The 18724-nt window shown below is 75.0% G+C and carries 1 protein-coding gene; it reads left to right on the top strand.

The genetic code is table 11. From position 1 onward, the window contains the following. The first annotated feature begins 90 nt into the window (after window positions 1–90). On the top strand, window positions 91–18720 hold the full coding sequence (locus VT50_RS13665; protein WP_079343830.1) for a non-ribosomal peptide synthetase: 18630 nt from the start codon (window positions 91–93) through the stop codon (window positions 18718–18720). Window positions 18721–18724 lie beyond the last annotated feature (4 nt).

Below are 18724 nucleotides of genomic sequence, written 5' to 3' on the forward strand. Positions count from 1 at the left end.
CCCCCGGCCGGGCGCGGGCGCACCGGCCCGGCCGGCCCGGGCCGCCCCCACATCCGCCCGTTCAACCGCTCTGAAGGGCCACAACCCACCATGACGGACGACTGCGAAACCTCATCGGTGTCCGCACCCCAACCCGCCCCGGACCTCCCTCCGGAGGCGTGGAACGCCACGGACCGCGCCGTCTCCCGCGCCCCGCTCGGCGAGCTCTTCGCCCTCCGGGCGAAGCGCACCCCCGAGGCTCCGGCCCTGGTGGCGGACGGGCGCGAGTGGTCCTTCCGGGAGGTCGAGCGCTGGGCGAACCGGCTGGCCCACCGGCTCATCGGGCGGGGTGTGGGGCCGGAGCGGGTGGTGGCGCTGGTGCTGCCCCGCTCGGCCGAACTGGTGGTGGCCGAGCTGGCGGTGGCGAAGGCCGGTGGCGCCTACCTCCCGATCGATCCCGCGCACCCCGAGGAGCGCCGGGCCATGATGCTGGCCGACGCCCGGCCGGTGGCCGTGCTCGACGATCCGGCGGAGATCCTGGAGGCGGGGGCCGGAGAGGGCCCGGACCACCCACCGGGTCGGGGGGAGCTGCTCGGCCCGCTGTACCCCGAACACCCCGCCTATGTCATCTACACCTCCGGCTCCACGGGCGTGCCCAAGGGCGTGCTGGTGCCACACGCCGGTCTTGGCAACTTCTCCGCCGCGACGGCCGCCCACTACCGGGTCCGGCCCGGTGACCGGGTGCTGCAGTTCTCCTCGCCCAGCTTCGACGCCTCCGTACTGGAGCTGTGCTCCTCCCTGCTCGCCGGGGCGGCGCTGGTGGTGCCCCCGGAAGGGCCGCTGCTGGGCGCCGAGCTGGCGTCGGTCCTGCGGGAGAAGCGGGTGACCCATGCCCTGATCCCCCCGGCGGCGCTCGCCACCGTGCCCCCGGAGGAGCTGCACGACGGGCTGCCCGACTTCCGCACGCTGATCGTGGGCGCCGAGGCGTGCCCCGCCGATCTGGTGGACCTATGGGCACCGGGGCGGCGGATGGTCAACTCCTACGGCCCGACGGAGGCCACGGTCGTGGCCAGCTGGACGGACGCCCTGGCGGCGGGGACCGGCGCCCCGCCGATCGGCCGTCCGCTGCCCAACACCCGGGTGTTCGTGCTGGACGAGGCGGCGCGGCAGGTACCGGTGGGGGCCACCGGAGAGCTGTGCATCGGCGGCGCGGGCCTGGCCCGGGGCTATCTCGACCGGCCGGGGCTGACCGCCGAGCGGTTCACCGCCTGCCCGTTCGGCCCGCCCGGTTCGCGGATGTACCGCACCGGTGACCTGGTCCGCTGGAACGCCTACGGCGAGCTGGAATTCCTGGGCCGGGCCGACCACCAGGTCAAGGTACGCGGCTTCCGCATCGAACTGGGCGAGGTGGAGGCCGCGTTGGCCCGCCATCCCCAGGTGGGCTCCGCCGTGGTCACCGTACGGGAGGACGAGCCCGGCCAGAGGCGGCTGGTCGGCTATGTGGTGCCGCCGGGCGGCGGGGCCCCGCCGAAGGTGGCGGAGGTCCGCGCCGCGGTGGCCCGGGTGCTCCCGGCGCATATGGTGCCGTCCGCCTACGTCGTACTGGACGCGTTCCCCCTGACCCCGCACCGCAAGATCGACCGGCGGGCGCTGCCCGCCCCGCGCTCAGCGCCGGACGGCGACTCGCGCCACATCGCCCCGCGCACCCCCGCCGAGGAGGCCCTGGCCCGCATCTGGTCCGAGGTGCTGCCGGTGGACAGCGTGGGTGTGGAGGACGACTTCCTGGGCCTGGGCGGCGACTCCATCCTCGGGGTGCGGCTGCTGGCCCGCGTCCGGGCCGAGCTGGGCGTGGGGCTCTCGCTGCGGGCTCTGCTCGACGCCAGGACGGTGGCGCGGCTGGCGGCCACGTTGCCGTCCGAGGCGGCCGGGACGCCCGAAGCGCCGATCCCGCCCGCACCGCGCGACCGTCCGCTGCCGCTGTCCTCCGCCCAGCGGCGGCTGTGGTTCCTGGACGATCTGACCTCCGGCGGAACCGAGTACAACACCGGGGCCGGGCTGCGGCTCGACGGCCCGCTCGAGGTGGCCGCGCTGCGCCGGGCGCTGGACCGGCTCGCCGCCCGCCATGACGCGCTGCGCACCACCTTCGCCACCGTGGACGGGCACGGGGTGCAGCAGGTGGCGGCGCACGGGACCGTACCGCTCGAGCGGGTGGACCTCGGCGGGCATCCGGCGCGGCGGCGCGCCGAGGCGCTGGACGCCACGCTGACCGCCGAGCTGAACCGCCCCTATGACCTGAGACGGTCCCCGCTGACCAGGGCGCTGCTGATCCGGCTCGCCGACGGGGAACACATCCTGCTGCTGGCGCAGCACCACATCGTCACCGACGGCTGGTCGGTCGGGCTGCTGGTGCGCGAACTGACCGCGCTCTACGCAGCCGAGGTGTCCGGCACCGGGGTCGCGCTCCCCGAACCCGCCCTCCAGTACCCGGACTTCGCGGTGTGGGAGCGCAGCCGCCCCGCCACCGCCGGTGCGGACGCCGATCTGGCGTACTGGCGTGACCGGCTGGCCGGGATGCAGACGCTGGAGCTGCCCACCGACCGCCCGCGCCCGCCGGTGCGCACCACGGCGGGCGCGGTGCACCGCCGTGAGCTGCCCGCCGAGCTGGTGGCGGGGCTGGCCAGGCTCGGCAGGGAGCGGGACACCACGCAGTTCACCCTGCTCGCGGCGGCCGTCGCGGTGCTGTTCTCCCGCTACTCGGGCCAGCGGGACATCGCCTTGGGCACCGTGACCGCCGGGCGCCACCGCGAGGAGCTGGAGTCGGTCGCCGGGTTCTTCGTCAACACCCTGGTGCTGCGCGCCGATGTGGACGGGGACAGCACGGTCGAGCGGTTCCTGGACGCGATGCGCGAGACGGTGCTGGACGCCTTCAGCCATGACCGGCTGCCGTTCGAGCGGGTCGTCGAGGAGCTGGCGCCGCGCCGCGACCCCAGCCGCAACCCCCTGGTGCAGGCGCTGGTCGTCCAGCAGAGCGCCCTGGTGCCCGGCCGGGAGGCGGGCGGTGTGCGGTTCACCGAGCACGCCCTGCCCCGCCCGGCCGCGCGGTTCGACCTGGTGCTGGAGTTCCTGCCCCGCGACGACGGCTCGCTGGGGCTGACCGTGGAGTTCAACTCCGATCTGTTCGACGCCGCCACGATCGAGCGGATGGCCGGGCATCTCCACCGGCTGCTGACCGCCATGGTGGGCGATCCGGGCGCCACCCTGGTCGAGCTGCGGATGCTGGCCGACGCCGAGTGGCATGCGATGCTCGACGCCTGGAATGGCCCCGAGCGGCCCGCGGTCGAGGCCACCCTGCCCGGTCTCTTCGCCGTCCAAGTGGCGCGGCGGCCCGCCGCCACCGCCGTGACCCGCGGGGACGCCGGCCTCTCCTATGACGAGGTGAACCGGCGCGCCAACCGGCTGGCGCGGCTGCTCATCGCCGGGGGCGCCGGTCCCGAGCGGCTGGTGGCCCTCGCCCTGCCCCGCTCGGCCGAGCTCGTCGTCGTCCTGCTGGCGGTGCTCAAGGCGGGCGCCGGATATCTGCCGGTGGACCCCGAATACCCCGCCGAGCGCATCGCGTTCATGCTGGAGGACGCCGCGCCCTCGATCATCCTCACCACCACCGGGGCGGTGGGCTGTCTGCCCGTGGACACCGCACCGCTGCTGCTGGACGACCCGGAGGTACGCGCCCGGCTGGACGGGCTCGCGGACGGCGACATCACCGACGCCGAACGGCTGCGGCCGCTGCTCCCGGCCCATCCCGCCTATGTCATCTACACCTCGGGATCCACCGGCCGGCCCAAGGGCGTGGTGGTCACCCACAGCGCCGTGGCGGGGCTCGCGGCCTGGGCCGAGGCGGAGCTGGGGCGGGAGCGGCTGACCGATGTGGTCGCCTCCACCTCGCTCAACTTCGATGTGTCGGTCTTCGAGATCCTGTGCCCGCTGCTGGCGGGCGGCAGCGTCGAGGTGGTGGGTGACCTGCTCGCCCTCACCGATCCCGGGGGGCGGCCACGGGCGGCCGGGCTGCTCAGCGGGGTGCCCTCGGTGTTCTCCCGGCTGCTGGGCGGGGAGCGCCCGGCGGACGGGGCCCGGACCGTCGTCCTGGCGGGCGAGGCGCTGCCCGCCCAGACCGTACGGGACATCCGGGAGGCCATGCCGTCCTGCCGGATCGCCAATCTCTACGGGCCGACCGAGGCCACCGTGTACGCCACCGGCTGGTTCTGCGACGGTCAGGCGCCGCCGCAGGCCCCGCCGATCGGCCGCCCGGTCGCGGGCACCCGCGCGTATGTCCTGGACCCGACGCTGCGGCTGGTGCCGCCCGGGGTGACCGGTGAGCTGTATCTGGGCGGGCAGGGCCTGGCCCGGGGCTATCTGCGGCGGCCCGGGCTGACCGCCCACCGGTTTCTCGCCGACCCCTTCGGGCCGCCGGGCAGCCGGATGTACCGCACCGGTGACCTGGTCCGCTGGAACGGCGAGGGCCAGCTGGAGTACGTCGGCAGAGCCGATGACCAGGTGAAGATCCGCGGCTTCCGCATCGAGCTGGGCGAGGTGGAGACGGCGCTGCTGCGCCACCCCGACATCGCCGAGGCCGCGGCCGTGGCCCGGGAGACCGGCGGCCATCGGCGGCTGATCGCCCATGTGGTGGCCGCCGCGGGCGCCGAGCCCGACCCGGCGGGGCTGCGGCGCTTTCTGCGGCGTTCGCTGCCCGACTACATGGTGCCCGCCTCCGTCGTCGTGCTGGAGCGGATGCCGCTCAACCCCAACGGCAAGCTGGACCGCGGCCGGCTCCCCGAGCCGGACTGGGCCGAGGCCGCGGCACCGGGCTATGTGGCGCCCCGGACCGCCACCGAGCGCACCCTGGCGGCGGTCTGGGCCCGGATCCTGCGGGTGGAGCGCGTGGGGATGGAGGACAACTTCTTCTCCCTCGGCGGCGATTCGATCCTCAGCATCCAGCTGGTCTCCCAGGCGCGGCGGGCCGGGCTCGCCGTCACCTCGCGCGATGTCTACCGCCATCAGACGATCGCCGCGCTGGCCCTGCACCTGGACACCACCGCGGCCCCGGCCGGGCCCGCCGCCGAGGGGGACGCGACGGCCACCGGGGAACTGCCGCTGACCCCCATTCAGCACTGGCTGTTCACCACCGACCCCGAGCGGGCCGGGCACTTCAACCAGACCGTCTCCCTGGTGCTGCCCGAGGACGTGGACGAGGACGCGCTGCGGCACGCCCTGGACGCGCTGGTGGACCACCATGACGCCCTGCGCTCCCGCTTCCACCGGCGGGACGGGGGCTGGTACCAGCGGATCGAGGACCCGGCGGCCGTCCGGGTACCGCTCGAGACCACCGGCGCCGGGCACTTGGGCCGCTTCGACCTGGCCGAGGGGCCGCTGATGCGGGCGGTGCTCGACCGGGAGGCCGGGCCGCACCCGGTCCTCCACCTCACCATCCATCACGCGGTGGTGGACGGGGTGGCCTGGCGCGTCCTCCTGGAGGACCTTGACAGTGCCTACCGGCGGGCGGCCCATGACGAGGGGGCCGGGCTGCCCGCGAAGTCATCGCCGCTGCGCCGCTGGGCGCTGCGGCTCAACTCCCATGCGAGGGAAGGCGGGTTCGCCGACGAGGAGGCGTACTGGACCGGTCTGGCCGGGGCCTGTGACCCCGCGCTGCCGACCGACCTGCGCGGGGCGGCCGGGGCGAACACCTATGCCTCGGCCCGGTCGGTCACCGTACGGCTCGGCCCCGAGGAGACCGCCGCACTCCTCCACACGCTCCCCGAGGCCTACCGCACCCAGGTCAACGATGTGCTGCTGAGCGCGCTGGCCCGGGTGCTGCACCGCTGGACCGGGCGCGCCCGGGTGCCGGTGGACGTGGAGGGCCACGGCCGCGAGGAGCTCTTCGCGGACCTGGACCTGTCCCGTACGGTCGGCTGGTTCACCACCCGCTTCCCGGTGGCGCTCGACCTTCCGGACGGCGGCTGGGGCGAGGTGCTGAAATCCGTCAAGGAGCAGATGCGGGCCGTGCCGCGGCGCGGTCTCGGCTACGGGGTGCGGCGCCATCTGCTCGATGGCGCGGGCCTCCCCGACGGCCCCACGGCCGGGATCAGCTTCAACTACCTCGGCCGGTTCGAGGCGCCGGGCGGCGGCGACGGGCTCTTCCGCGGCCTCCACCGGGAGCTGGCCCTGGACGCCGACCCCGCCTCGCCGCGCCCGCATCCGCTGGAGGTGGTGGGCCGGGCCCGGGAGGACGGCCTGGAGTTCACCTGGTTCTACTCCGCCCGTCTGCACCGGGAGGAGACGGTCGCCCGGCTCGCCGGGGAGTTCCGCGAGGCGCTGTGCGAGATCGCCCGGCACGGCAGCGCGCCCGGGGCGGGCGGCCGCACCCCGTCCGACTTCCCGCTCGCCGCCCTCGACCAGACCGCCGTGGACCGGCTGGCCGGGAACGGCGGCACGGTGGAGGACATCTACCCGCTGACCCCCACCCAGACCGGCATGCTGTTCCACGCCCTGGCGCAGGGCGACCGGCGGGCCTACTTCCAGCAGCTCACCTTCGTACTCGACGGGGTGCCGGAGCCGGCGGCGCTGGCCGCGGCCTGGCAGCGGGTCGCCGACCGCACCCAGGTGTTGCGCGCCCGCGCGGTGTGGGAGGGGGTGTCGGAGCCGGTCCAGGTGGTGGAGCGCGGGGTCCGGATCCCGGTGGCCCTGCTCGACTGGCGTCATCTGTCCGGCCCGGACGAGCGCCGGGAGGAGCTGCGGAGGTTCCTCGCCGAGGACCGGGAGCGCGGTCTCGACCTGGCCGCCGCCCCGCTGACGCGGCTGGCGCTGGCCCGGCTGTCGGAGACCGAGGTCCAGGTGGTGTGGACGTTCCACCATCTGATCCTGGACGGCTGGAGCCTGTTCCAGGTGCTCTCCGATGTCTTCCACTGCCATGCACGGGCGCGGGCCGGGGCGTCCGGCGCGGCCATGGCCGACGGTCTGCCCGGCCGCCGCCCGTTCGGCGACTATGTGGCCTGGCTGCGGGAGCGCGACGGGGCCCTGGCCGAGGAGCACTGGCGGGCCAGGCTCGGCGATCTCACCGAGCCCACCCCGCTGCCGTACGACCGGGAGCCCACCGAGACCCATCACGCCGAGTCCACCGAGGACGTCCGCGTGACCCTGCCCGCCACCACCACCCGGCGGCTCCAGGCCCTGGCCCGGGGCGAGGGGCTGACCCTGAACACCGTGGTGCAGGGCGCCTGGGCGCTGCTGCTGGCCCGGCTGTCCGGCCGCGAGGACGTGGTCTTCGGGACCACGGTGTCCGGACGGCCGCCGGAACTGCCGGGCGTGGAGACGATGAACGGGCTGTTCATCACCACCGTGCCGACCCGTCTCACGGTGCCGTCCGGGTGCACGCTGCTGTCCTGGCTGAGCGCGGTGCAGTCCGGGCAGACCGAGGACCGGCGGTTCGACTTCGTGCCGCTCACCAGGCTGCGGTCCTGGACCGGTCTGCCCGAGCGGGCGAACCTCTTCGACTCCATCGTGGTCTTCGAGAACTATCCGGTCGGCGGGGACCTCGCCGCCGCGCACGGCCTCGCCCTGCGCGAGCTGACCGGCGTCGAGACCACCAACTACCCGCTGTCCCTGGTGGTCTACCCCGGCGAGGAACTGGCGCTGCGGCTCGGCCACGACCCAGCGCTGTTCGACGGGGCCACCGCCCGGCGGCTGGCGGAGCATCTGACGGTGCTGCTGACGGCCATGGCCGACACCCCGGACCTGGCCCCCGCACACCTGCCGATGCTCACCGCCGCCCGGCGCCACCAGGTGCTCCGGGAGTGGAACGACACCGCGGTGCCCCTTCCCGAGTCCACGGTGGCCGGGCTGTTCGCCGAGCAGGTGCGGTGTGCTCCGGAGGCGACGGCCCTGGACGGCGAGGCGGGCCCGGTGAGCTACCGGGAGCTGGACCTCCGCGCCAACCGGCTGGCCCACCGGCTGATCGGCCGGGGCGTCGGCCCGGAGCGCCCGGTGGCCGTCCTGATGGACCGGTCGGTCGAGCTGGTGGTGGCGCTGCTGGCGGTCGTCAAGGCGGGCGGGGTGTACGTACCGCTGGACAGCCGGGCGCCCGGGGACCGGCTGCGGAGCGTGCTGGCGGAGGCGGGCGCGGAGGTGCTGCTGGCCGACCGCGCCTGGGAGCGCACGGCGGCGGACATCTCGGGCGACCGCCGGACCCTGCTCGTGGAGTGTGCGTCAGGCGACGACGGCAACGGCCCGTCGCAGCCGCCGAACGTGGCGCTCTCCCCCGACAACGCCCTGTACCTGATGTTCACTTCGGGCTCCACGGGACGGCCCAAGGGCGTCGCGGTGCGCCACCGCGATGTGACCGCCCTCGTCGCGGACCGCGCCTTCGCGGACCACGACCGGGTGCTGGTGCACTCGCCCCAGGCGTTCGACGCCTCGACGTACGAGCTGTGGGTACCGCTGCTGCGCGGCGGCCGGGCCGTGCTGGCGCCCGCCGGGGACGTGGACGCGGACACCGTGCGCCGGGCGATCGCCGAGTACGGGGTGAGCTGCCTATGGCTGACCGCCGGGCTGTTCCGGCTGCTGGCGCAGGAGGCGCCGGAGTGTCTGCGCGGCGCCCGGGAGGTGTGGACCGGCGGTGAGGCGGTGCCCCCGGGCGCGGTGCGCCGGGTGCTCGCGGCCTGCCCCGAGCTGACGGTGGTGGACGGCTACGGGCCCACCGAGACCACGACCTTCGCCACCCGGCGCCCGTTCCGCGCCGGTGCGGAGCTGCCGCGCTCGCTGCCCATCGGACGGCCGCTTGACAACACCCGGACGTATGTCCTCGATGGCGCGCTCCAGCCGCAACCGCCGGGCGTTCCCGGGGAGTTGTACATCGCGGGGGCCGGGGTGGCGCGCGGCTACCACGGCCGCCCCGGCGCCACCGCCGAGCGGTACCTCGCCGATCCGTTCGGGCCGTCCGGCTCCCGGATGTACCGCACCGGGGACATCGCGGCCTGGACCGACGACGGTGAACTGCGCTTCGTGGGCCGCGCCGACGACCAGCTGAAGGTCCGGGGCTTCCGCATCGAGCCGGGCGAGATCGAGGCCGCGCTGACCCGCCACGAGGCCGTGGCGGAGGCGGTGGTCACGCTCGCCCGGGTGGCCGACCGCACGCTGCTGACCGGCTACGCGGTGCCGGTGGCGGGGGCCGGGGTGCCCGGTGCCGGGGAGCTGCGGTCCTTCCTGGGCGGCCTGCTGCCCGACTACATGGTGCCCTCGGCGTTCGTCGCCCTGGACGCGCTGCCGCTCACCCGCAACGGCAAGGTGGACCGCCGCAGGCTGCCCGCGCCCGACCCGGCGGCGGCCGGGACGGCGGGGTATGTGGCGCCCCGTACCGACACCGAGCGGACCCTCGCGGAGATCTGGGGCACCCTGCTGGACCGGGAGCGCATCGGCGCCGAGGACAACTTCTTCCATCTGGGCGGGGATTCGATCCTCAGCATCCAGGTGGCCTCCCGCGCCCGGCAGGCGGGGCTGGCCCTCACCCCCCGGGAGCTCTTCCGGCATCCCACCATCGCCGCGCTCGCCGCCGTCACCACGCCCACCGCCACGCCCGCCGCCGACACCGGGCCGGTGACCGGCGAGGTGCCGCTCACCCCGATCCAGCACTGGTTCTTCCGTCTGCGGGCCGACCGGCCCGGCCACTTCAACCAGTCCGTGGCCGTGGAGCTCCAGCGGGAGCCTGACCTCCGCGCGCTGCGCGCGGCGCTCGACGCGCTGCTGGTCCACCATGACGCGCTGCGCATGCGGTTCGGGCCAGGCACCGACGGGGGCCCGCGGCAGTACTGCCCGCCGCCGGACCCGGCCGCACCGGCGCCCCTGCGGGAGCACGACCTGTCGGGGCTCGACGCGGACCGCTGCCGGGCCGCCGAGGACGCGGCGATGGCGGAGGCGCGGGCCGGGTTCGACCTGGCGCGGGGGCCGCTGCTGGCCGCGCGGCTGTTCCACCGCGGCGCGGGGCAGCGGCCGACGCTCTTCCTGACCGCTCACCACCTCGTGGTGGACGGTGTCTCCTGGCGGGTGCTGCTGGAGGACCTGAACACCGCGTACCGGCAGTTGCTCTCCGGCGGGCGGGCCGGCCTCGGCCCGCGCACCACGTCCGTGCGGGACTGGTCCCGCAAGCTGACCGACCACACCACCGCCGGCGGCTTCGACGCCGAACTCCCCCACTGGCGGGCCGTGGCCGCGGAGTGCGCCACCGGGCTGCCCGTGGACGGCGCGGGGGACAACACGGTGGCGTCCATGGCATCGGTCACCGTCCGTCTCGACCGGGAGCGCACCGGGGCCCTGCTGCGACAGGTGCCCGAGGTCTACCGCACCCGCGTGGACGATGTGCTGCTCGCGGCGCTTGGCCGGGTGCTCGGTGACTGGACCGGGCGGCGCCGGATCGCCGTGGACCTGGAGGGCCACGGCCGGGAGGAGCACCTGCTGGACGGGGTGGACCTGTCCCGCACCGTCGGCTGGTTCACCAGCCTCTATCCGGTCGTCCTGGACGTTCCGGCGGGCGGCTGGGGCGAGACGCTGAAGTCCGTCAAGGAGCAGCTGCGGGCGGTGCCCGCACGCGGCATCGGCTACGGCGCGCTGCGCCACCTCTCCCCCGGCTCCGGGCTCCTGGACGCGGCCGGGCCCGGGATCAGCTTCAACTACCTCGGGCAGTTCGACTGGTCGGCGGCGGATGACGACACCGGTCTCGTCCGCACCGTACGGGGTGGTCTCGGCGGTGACGCCGCGCCCGGCACGGCCCGGGCGCATCTGCTGGACGTCGTGGGCCGGGTGGAGCGCCGGTGCCTGGAGGTCACCTGGTACTACGGCACGGGGACGCACACCGAGGAGACGGTGGCGGGGCTGGCGCGGGGGATGCTCCGCGCGCTGGAGGAGATCATCGGCCACTGCGCCGACCCGGCGGCGGGCGGCCGTACCCCGTCGGACTTCCCGCTGGCCCGGCTCGACCAGGCCGCGGTGGACCGGATCGCCGCCGGCGGCCGGGCGGTGGAGGACATCTATCCGCTGACCCCGACCCAGGCCGGGATGCTGTTCCACGGGCTGATGGACCCGGCGTCGGACGCGTATGTCAACCAGGTCCAGCTGACGCTGACCGGGGTGGGCGATCCGCGGTCGCTGGCCACCGCGTGGCAGCGGACGGTGGACGCCAATCCGATCCTGCGCACCCATCTGGTGTGGGCGGACACCCCGGAGCCGCTGCAGGTCGTGACGGACCGGGCGGCGCTGCGGATCGTCCACCACGACTGGGCGCGGCGGCCCGCGGAGTGGCGCGAGGCCGAACTGGACCGGATGCTCGCCGAGGACCGGGCCGAGGGGATCGACCTGGCCACGGCGCCGCTGATGCGGCTGGCGCTGATCCGGCTGTCCGCCGACGAGGTGCGGATCGTCTGGACCTTCCACCATGTGCTGCTCGACGGCTGGAGCGCGGCTCAGGTCTTCGACGAGGTCTGCGAGCGGTACGCGGCGCTGGTCTCGGAACGGGCGCCCGTGGTGCCCGCACGCCAGCCCTTCCGCGGGTACCTGGGCTGGCTGGGCGAGCAGGACACGGCGGAGGCCGAGCGGTATTGGCGTACGGCGCTTGCGGGGTTCACCTCGCCCACCGAACTGCCGCGGGACCGGCCCGCGGCGGAGGCGCACCGCAGCGCCTCCTCCGGCTCGCACCGGGTCACACTGGGCGCCGAGGAGTCCGCCCGGCTCCGTACCACCGCGCAGCGGTGCGGGCTGACGATGAACACGGTGGTACAGGGGGCCTGGGCACTGCTGCTGTCCCGGTACGGCGGGGCCGACGACGTGTGCTTCGGCACCACCGTCTCGGGGCGGCCGGCGGCGCTGCCGGGTGTCGAGTCCATGGTCGGGGTGTTCATCAACACCATCCCCACCCGGGTCCGGGTGGCCGGGGAGAGCGGACTGCTTGACTGGCTGCGGGAGCTGCAGTCGGCACAGTCGGAGTCCCGGCTCTACGAGTTCGTGTCCCTGGCGCAGCTGGGGAGCTGGAGCGAGGTGCCCGGCGGGGTGAGCCTCTTCGACTCGATCGTGGTCTTCGAGAACTACCCGTTCGACGGCGAGGCCATCGCGGCCCACGGCCTGGGCATCCGGCAGGAGCGGGATGTGGAGCCCACCAACTACGCGCTCAGCGTGGTGGTGGCGCCCGAGGAGCGGCTGTCGATCTGCCTGGACTACGACCCCGGCGCGTTCGACGCCCCGACGATCGAGCGGCTGGGCGGCTGTCTGCGGAACCTGTTGGTGGAGATGGCGGCCGATCCGGAGCGGCGGCTGGACGAACTGCCGCTGACCGGCGAAGCCGAGACGCGCGGGATCCTCGACCGCTTCAGCGGCCCGGTCTCCGCGGCGCCGGACGCGGTGCTGCCCGCGCTCTTCGAGGCGCGGGCGGCCCGTACCCCGGACGCGGTGGCGGTGATGGGCGACGGCGGGCCGCTGACCTACCGGGAGCTGAACGAGCGCGCCAACCGGCTGGCCCGGCTGCTGATCGCCGCGGGCGCCGGACCGGAGCGCTTCGTGGCCCTGGCGCTGCCGCGCACACCGGAGCTGGTGGTGGCGGTGGTGGCGGTGCTCAAGAGCGGGGCGGCCTATCTTCCGGTCGACCCGGCGTATCCGGCGGAGCGGATCGCCTTCATGCTCGGCGACATCGCCCCGGACACGGTGGTGACCACCGGGGAGGTGGCGGACCGGATCCCGGCCGGGGCGGGCGGCGGGCGGATCCTGCTGGACGACGCGGAGTTCCGGGAGCGGCTGGCGCGGCTGCCCGCCCAGGACATCGGCGGCGCCGAGCGGCGCGGCCCGCTGCTGCCCGGCCATCCGGCGTACGCCATCCACACCTCGGGGTCGACCGGTACGCCCAAGGGCGTCGTGGTCACCCATGAGAGCGTGGCGGCGCTGGCCGCGTGGGCGCGGGAGGAGTTCGGCACCCAGGGGCTCTCCCACGTGGTGGCCTCGACCTCCCTGAACTTCGACGTGTCGGTCTTCGAGATCCTGTGCCCGCTGCTGGCCGGCGGCGCCATCGAGATCGTCCGCGATCTGCTCACCCTGGCCGAGCGGACGGAGGCCTGGACGGCGAGCCTGATCAGCGCCGTGCCGTCGGCGCTCGGGCAGGTGCTCGGCAGGGGGTCGGTCTCGGTGACGGCGGACACCGTGGTGCTGGCGGGCGAGGGGCTGGCCGCCCGCACCGTCAAGGAGGTCCGCGCGGCCATCCCCGGCTGCCGGGTGGCGAACGTCTACGGGCCCACCGAGGCCACCGTCTACGCCACCGCCTGGACCTGCGACCCCGCCGACCCGGACCGCACCCCGCTCATCGGCGCCCCGGTGGCCGCCACCCGGGCCTACGCCCTGGACGCGCGGCTGCGGCCGGTGCCGGTCGGTGTGCCGGGCGAGCTGTACCTGGCGGGGCCGGGCCTCGCCCGGGGGTACTACGGCCGGGCGGGGCTGACCGCGCAGCGGTTCACGGCCGATCCGTACGGGCCCACGGGCGGCCGGATGTACCGCACCGGCGACCTGGTCCGCTGGGACGAGCGGGGACAGCTGGAGTACCTGGGCAGAACGGACGAGCAGGTCAAGGTGCGTGGCTTCCGCATCGAACTGGGCGAGGTCGAGGCGGCGCTGGCGCGCCATCCCGGTGTCGCCGAGGCGGCGGCGGCCGTCGTCGACACCGGCGGCCACAAGCGGCTGGCCGGTTATGTGGTGCCGCGTCCGGGCTCCGCGCCGGTGGACACCACCGCGATCCGGGCGTTCCTCACCACGAGCCTGCCGGACCATATGGTCCCCTCGGCCGTGGTGGTCCTGGACCGGCTGCCGCTGGGTTCCAGCGGCAAGCTGGACCGGCGTGCGCTGCCCGCACCGGTCTGGGCGGCCCGCGCCACCGGCCATGTGGAGCCGCGCACGGAGACCGAGAAGGCACTCGCCGCCATCTGGGCGGAGGTGCTGGGGGTCGAGCGGATCGGCGTGGAGGACAACTACTTCGCCCTCGGTGGCGATTCCATCCTCAGCATCCAGATCGTCTCCGCCGCCCGGCGCGCCGGTATCGAGCTGACCCCCCGCCATCTCTTCGTCCACCAGACCGTGGCGGACCTGGCGGCGGCCGCGCGGGAGGCCCCGGCCACGGCGCCCGGGGGCGAGCGCGGTCCGGTGGTCGGCGAGGTGCCGCTGACCCCGATCCAGCACTGGCTCTTCGACCAACTGGGCGCCACGGCGGGGCACTTCACCCAGTCGGTCGCGGCCGAGCTGACCGCGCCGGTGGACCAGGGCGCGCTGCGCGCCGCCCTGTCCACGGTGCTGACCCACCATGACGCCCTGCGGCTGCGCTTCGAGCGGACCGGGGACGGCGCCGTGCGCCAGCACAACGCCCCGCCGGACGCGGAACCGGCTTGGGACGTCCACGATCTGTCCGCCGTGGCGCCCGAGCGGCGGGAGGCGGTGATGCGCGGCACGGCGGAGCGGATCCGGGCCGGGTTCGACCTGGCCCGGGGGCCGCTGCTGCGCGCCGCGCTCTTCACCCGGGGCGCGACGGAGCGGCCCGTACTGCTGCTGACGGCCCACCACTTGGTGGTGGACGCCGTCTCCTGGCGCATCGTGCTGGAGGACCTGGACACCGCCTACCGGCAGATCGTCGCGGGACGTACGCCGGAGCCGGGCCGCAAGACCACGTCGTTCCGCACCTGGGCGCTGCGTCTGGCCGAGCACACCGCCGCCGGGGGCTTCGACGCCGAGCGCGGCCACTGGGCGGCCTTCGACGGCGCCGCCGACCTCCCCATGGACGGCGAAGGGCCCAACACCGCCGCCTCGGAGGAGGAGGTGACCGTACGGCTCGGCGCCGAGGAGACCCGGCTGCTGCTGCAGAAGGTGCCCGGCGCCTACCGGACCCGGGTCAACGATGTGCTGCTGTGTGCCCTGGGACGGGTGCTGGCCCGCTGGACCGGCCGGGACACGGTGGCGGTGGCCCTGGAGGGGCACGGCCGGGAGGAGATCTTCGACGGGGTCGATCTGTCCCGTACGGTCGGCTGGTTCACCAGCATGTTCCCCGTCGCGCTCGAGGCACCCGCCGACTGGGAGCTGGAGCGGACCCTGAAGGCCGTCAAGGAGCGGCTGCGGGCGGTCCCCGGGAACGGCCTCGGCTTCGGCGCGCTGCGCCAGCTGTCCGGCACGGCCGCCTCCGGGCTCCCCGCCACCCCGCAGATCAGCTTCAACTACCTCGGGCAGCAGGACTGGGCGCCCCCGGCGGGCGGTCTGCTGCACGCCCTGGCCGGTGGGCTGGAGGGCGATATGAGCCCGGAGGCGCCCCGGCCGCATCCGCTCGATGTGATCGGGCGGGTCGCGGACCGGCGGCTCGAGCTCAGCTGGTCCTATTCCCGGTCGCTGCACCGGCGCACCACGGTGCGCCGGCTCGCCGAGGAGATGGCCGAGGAGCTGCGGGCGATCGTCCGGCTGTGCACCAGCGGGCACGCGGGCGGGCGCACGCCGTCGGACTTCCCGCTGGCCGGTCTTGACCAGGAGACCGTCGACCGGCTGGCGGGCGACGGCCGGGATGTGGCCGATATCCATCCGCTGACCCCGACCCAGTCCGGACTGGTCTTCCATGCCCTGGCCCAGCGGGACCAGGGGCTCTATGTGGAGCAGGCGACCTTCGTCCTGGACGGGGTCCGCGACTCCGGGGGGCTGGCCGCCGCCTGGCAGCATGTCGTGGACCGCACCCCGGTGCTGCGCGGCGCGGTGGTGGTGCACGATGTGCCCGAGCCGCTGATGATCGTGCGCCGCACCGCGACCGTACCGGTCGAGGAGCTGGACTGGAGCGGCCTCACGGAGGACGAGCGCACGGCCGAGCTGGAGCGGCTGCTGGACCGGGACCGCGCCCGCGGGATCGAGCTCACCGCGGCCCCGCTGCTGCGCGTCACCCTGGCCCGGCTCTCCCCCGCTGAGGTGCGGGTGCTGTGGACCTTCCACCATGTGCTGCTGGACGGCTGGAGCGTCTTCCAGGTGCTGGGCGATGTCTTCGCCGCCCATGGCGCCCTGGCCGCCGGTGAGCAGCCGCGACTACCGGCCCGCAGGCCGTTCGCCGACTATGTGAGCTGGCTCGCCCGTCAGGACCGCACACGCGCCGAGGCGCACTGGCGGCAGGCCCTGCACGGATTCGCCTCGCCCACTCCCCTCCCCTATGACCGCAGGCCGACGCCGGAGATCGCCACCCGGTCCTCGCGCTGGCTGTCGCACCGGCTCGGTGAGCGGGACACGGCCGCCCTCCAGGACTTCGCACGTCGACACCGGCTGACTCTGAATACGATCGTGCAGGGAGCTTGGGCCTTGCTCATGTCCCGCTTGAGCGGTGAGCCGGACGTCTGCTTCGGGACGACGGTCTCCGGGCGGCCCGCTGAGCTGCCCGGCGCGGACGACATCACCGGCATCTTCATCAACACCCTCCCGGTGCGGTGCGCGGTGGACGGCGCCGCCGGTACCGCCGCCTGGCTGCGTGCGCTCCAGGCCGGGCAGGCGGACGCGCGCGGCTTCGGCCATGTGCCGCTGGCCCAGCTGCGGGAATGGAGCGAACTGCCCGCCGGGGCGGACCTCTTCGAAAGCCTGGTGGTGTTCGAGAGCTACCCCATCAACAGCTCCGCGGCGGCCGAACACGGGCTGCGGGTGCGCGATCTCAACGCCCTGGAGTCCACCAACTACGCGCTGACCGTGGTGGTTTCGCCCGGATCCGAACTGTGCGTGGAACTCGGCTACGACCCGCGGCTGTTCGAGGAGTCCACCGCCGGGGCGCTGGCCGACCGGCTCACCCATCTCCTCGGTGCGCTGGCCGCTGCCCCCGAGGAGCTGCCGCTGGACCGGATCGACGTCCTCCCGGCCGCCGAGCGCCACCGGCTCCTGGTCGAGTGGAACGCCACCGCACGGCAGGTGCCCGGGGCGACCTGGGCGGAGCTCGTCGAGGCGGCGGCGGACCGCCGGCCCGACGCCACGGCGGTGGACTCCCCCGGGCTCCGGCTGACCTACGCGGAGCTGGACTGCTGGGCCAACCGCCTGGCCCATCACCTCATCGGACGGGGCGTGGGCCCGGGCCGCATCGTCGCGCTGCTGCTGCCCCGCTCGGTGGAGTCCGTCGTCGCCCGGCTCGCGGTGGCCAAGGCAGGGGGCGCCTATCTGCCCATCGACCCCGGCTACCCGGCCGAGCGCGTCGAGCTGATGCTCAAGGACTCCGCCCCGCACCTGGTGATCGAGCGGGCCGCCGAGGTCCAGGCGCCGGACGCCCCGGCGCACCGCCCCACGGACGAGGACCGACGCGCCGCCGTCCACCCGGACGACCCCGCGTATGTGATCTACACCTCCGGGTCCACCGGGACCCCCAAGGGCGTGGTCGTCACCCACCGCGGGATCGCCGGGTTCGCCGCCGCCGAGGCCGAGCACTTCCGGGTCCGGCCGGGCGACCGGGTGCTGCGGTTCTCCTCGCCCGGTTTCGACGCCTCCGTACTGGAGCTGTGCATGGCGCTGCCGTCCGGGGCCACCCTGGTGGTGCCGGAGGAGGGACCGCTGCTGGGCGGCCATCTCGCGGAGGTGCTGCGGCGGCAGCGGATCACCCACACCCTCATCCCGCCCGCCGCCCTCGCCACACTGCCCCCGGGCACCGAGCGGGAGCTGCCCGAGCTGCGCACGCTGATCGTGGGAGGGGACGCCTGCGGGGCCGAGCTCGTCGCCCGCTGGGCGCCGCACCACCGCATGATCAACGCGTACGGGCCGACCGAAACCACCGTGGTGGCCACCTGGTCCGAACCGCTCCACCCCGACGGCGCCCCGCCGCCGATCGGGCGGCCCCTCCCCAACACCCGGGTGCATCTGCTCGACGCGCGGCTGCGCCCGGTGCCGGTGGGGGCGGTCGGCGAGCTGTGGGTCAGCGGCCCTTCGCTCGCCCGCGGCTATCTGGGCCGCGCCGGGCTGACCGCCGCCCGCTTCGTCGCCGACCCGTTCGGGCCGCCCGGCTCCCGGATGTACCGCACCGGCGACCTCGCCCGCTATGACGCGGAAGGGCGTCTGCACCACCTGGGCCGCGGCGACCACCAGCTCAAGCTGCACGGCCACCGCATCGAGGCCGGTGAGGTGGAGACCGCGCTGTGCGGCCACCCCGCCGTCGCGGAGGCCGTGGTGACGGTGCGGGAGGACGAGCCCGGAGCGCGCCGGCTGGTGGCCCATCTGGTCCTGGTGCCCGGGGCAGGTGCCCCGGCCGACACCGAGCTGCGCACCCGGCTGGGCCGGACGCTGCCGGGCCCGATGGTCCCCTCGGCGTTCGCCGTGCTGGACCGGCTGCCGCTCAACGAGAACGGCAAGACCGACCGTGCGGCGCTGCCCGCGCCGGGACCGGCCGCCACCACCGCCGCACCAGCCGCCCATATCGCCCCGCGCACCCCCACCGAGGAGGTCATCGCGGAGATCTGGTCGGAGGTGCTTGAGGTGTCGCCGGTCGGCGCGGGGGACGAGTTCTTCGCCCTGGGCGGTGACTCGGTCCGCAGTCTGCTGATCGCCTCCCGCGCCAAGGAGGCGTTCGCCGTCGACCTGACGCCGCGGGACATCCTGACCGCGCGCACCGTCTCCGCCCTCGCCGAGCTGGTCGAGGAGCACATCCTGCGCGAACTCGAAGACGCCGCTTCCGGCGGCAGCGACCACGACGACCGGTGAGGAA

Origin of the sequence: Streptomyces antioxidans (genome assembly GCF_000968685.2) — a bacterium.
Classification (GTDB): domain Bacteria; phylum Actinomycetota; class Actinomycetes; order Streptomycetales; family Streptomycetaceae; genus Streptomyces; species Streptomyces antioxidans.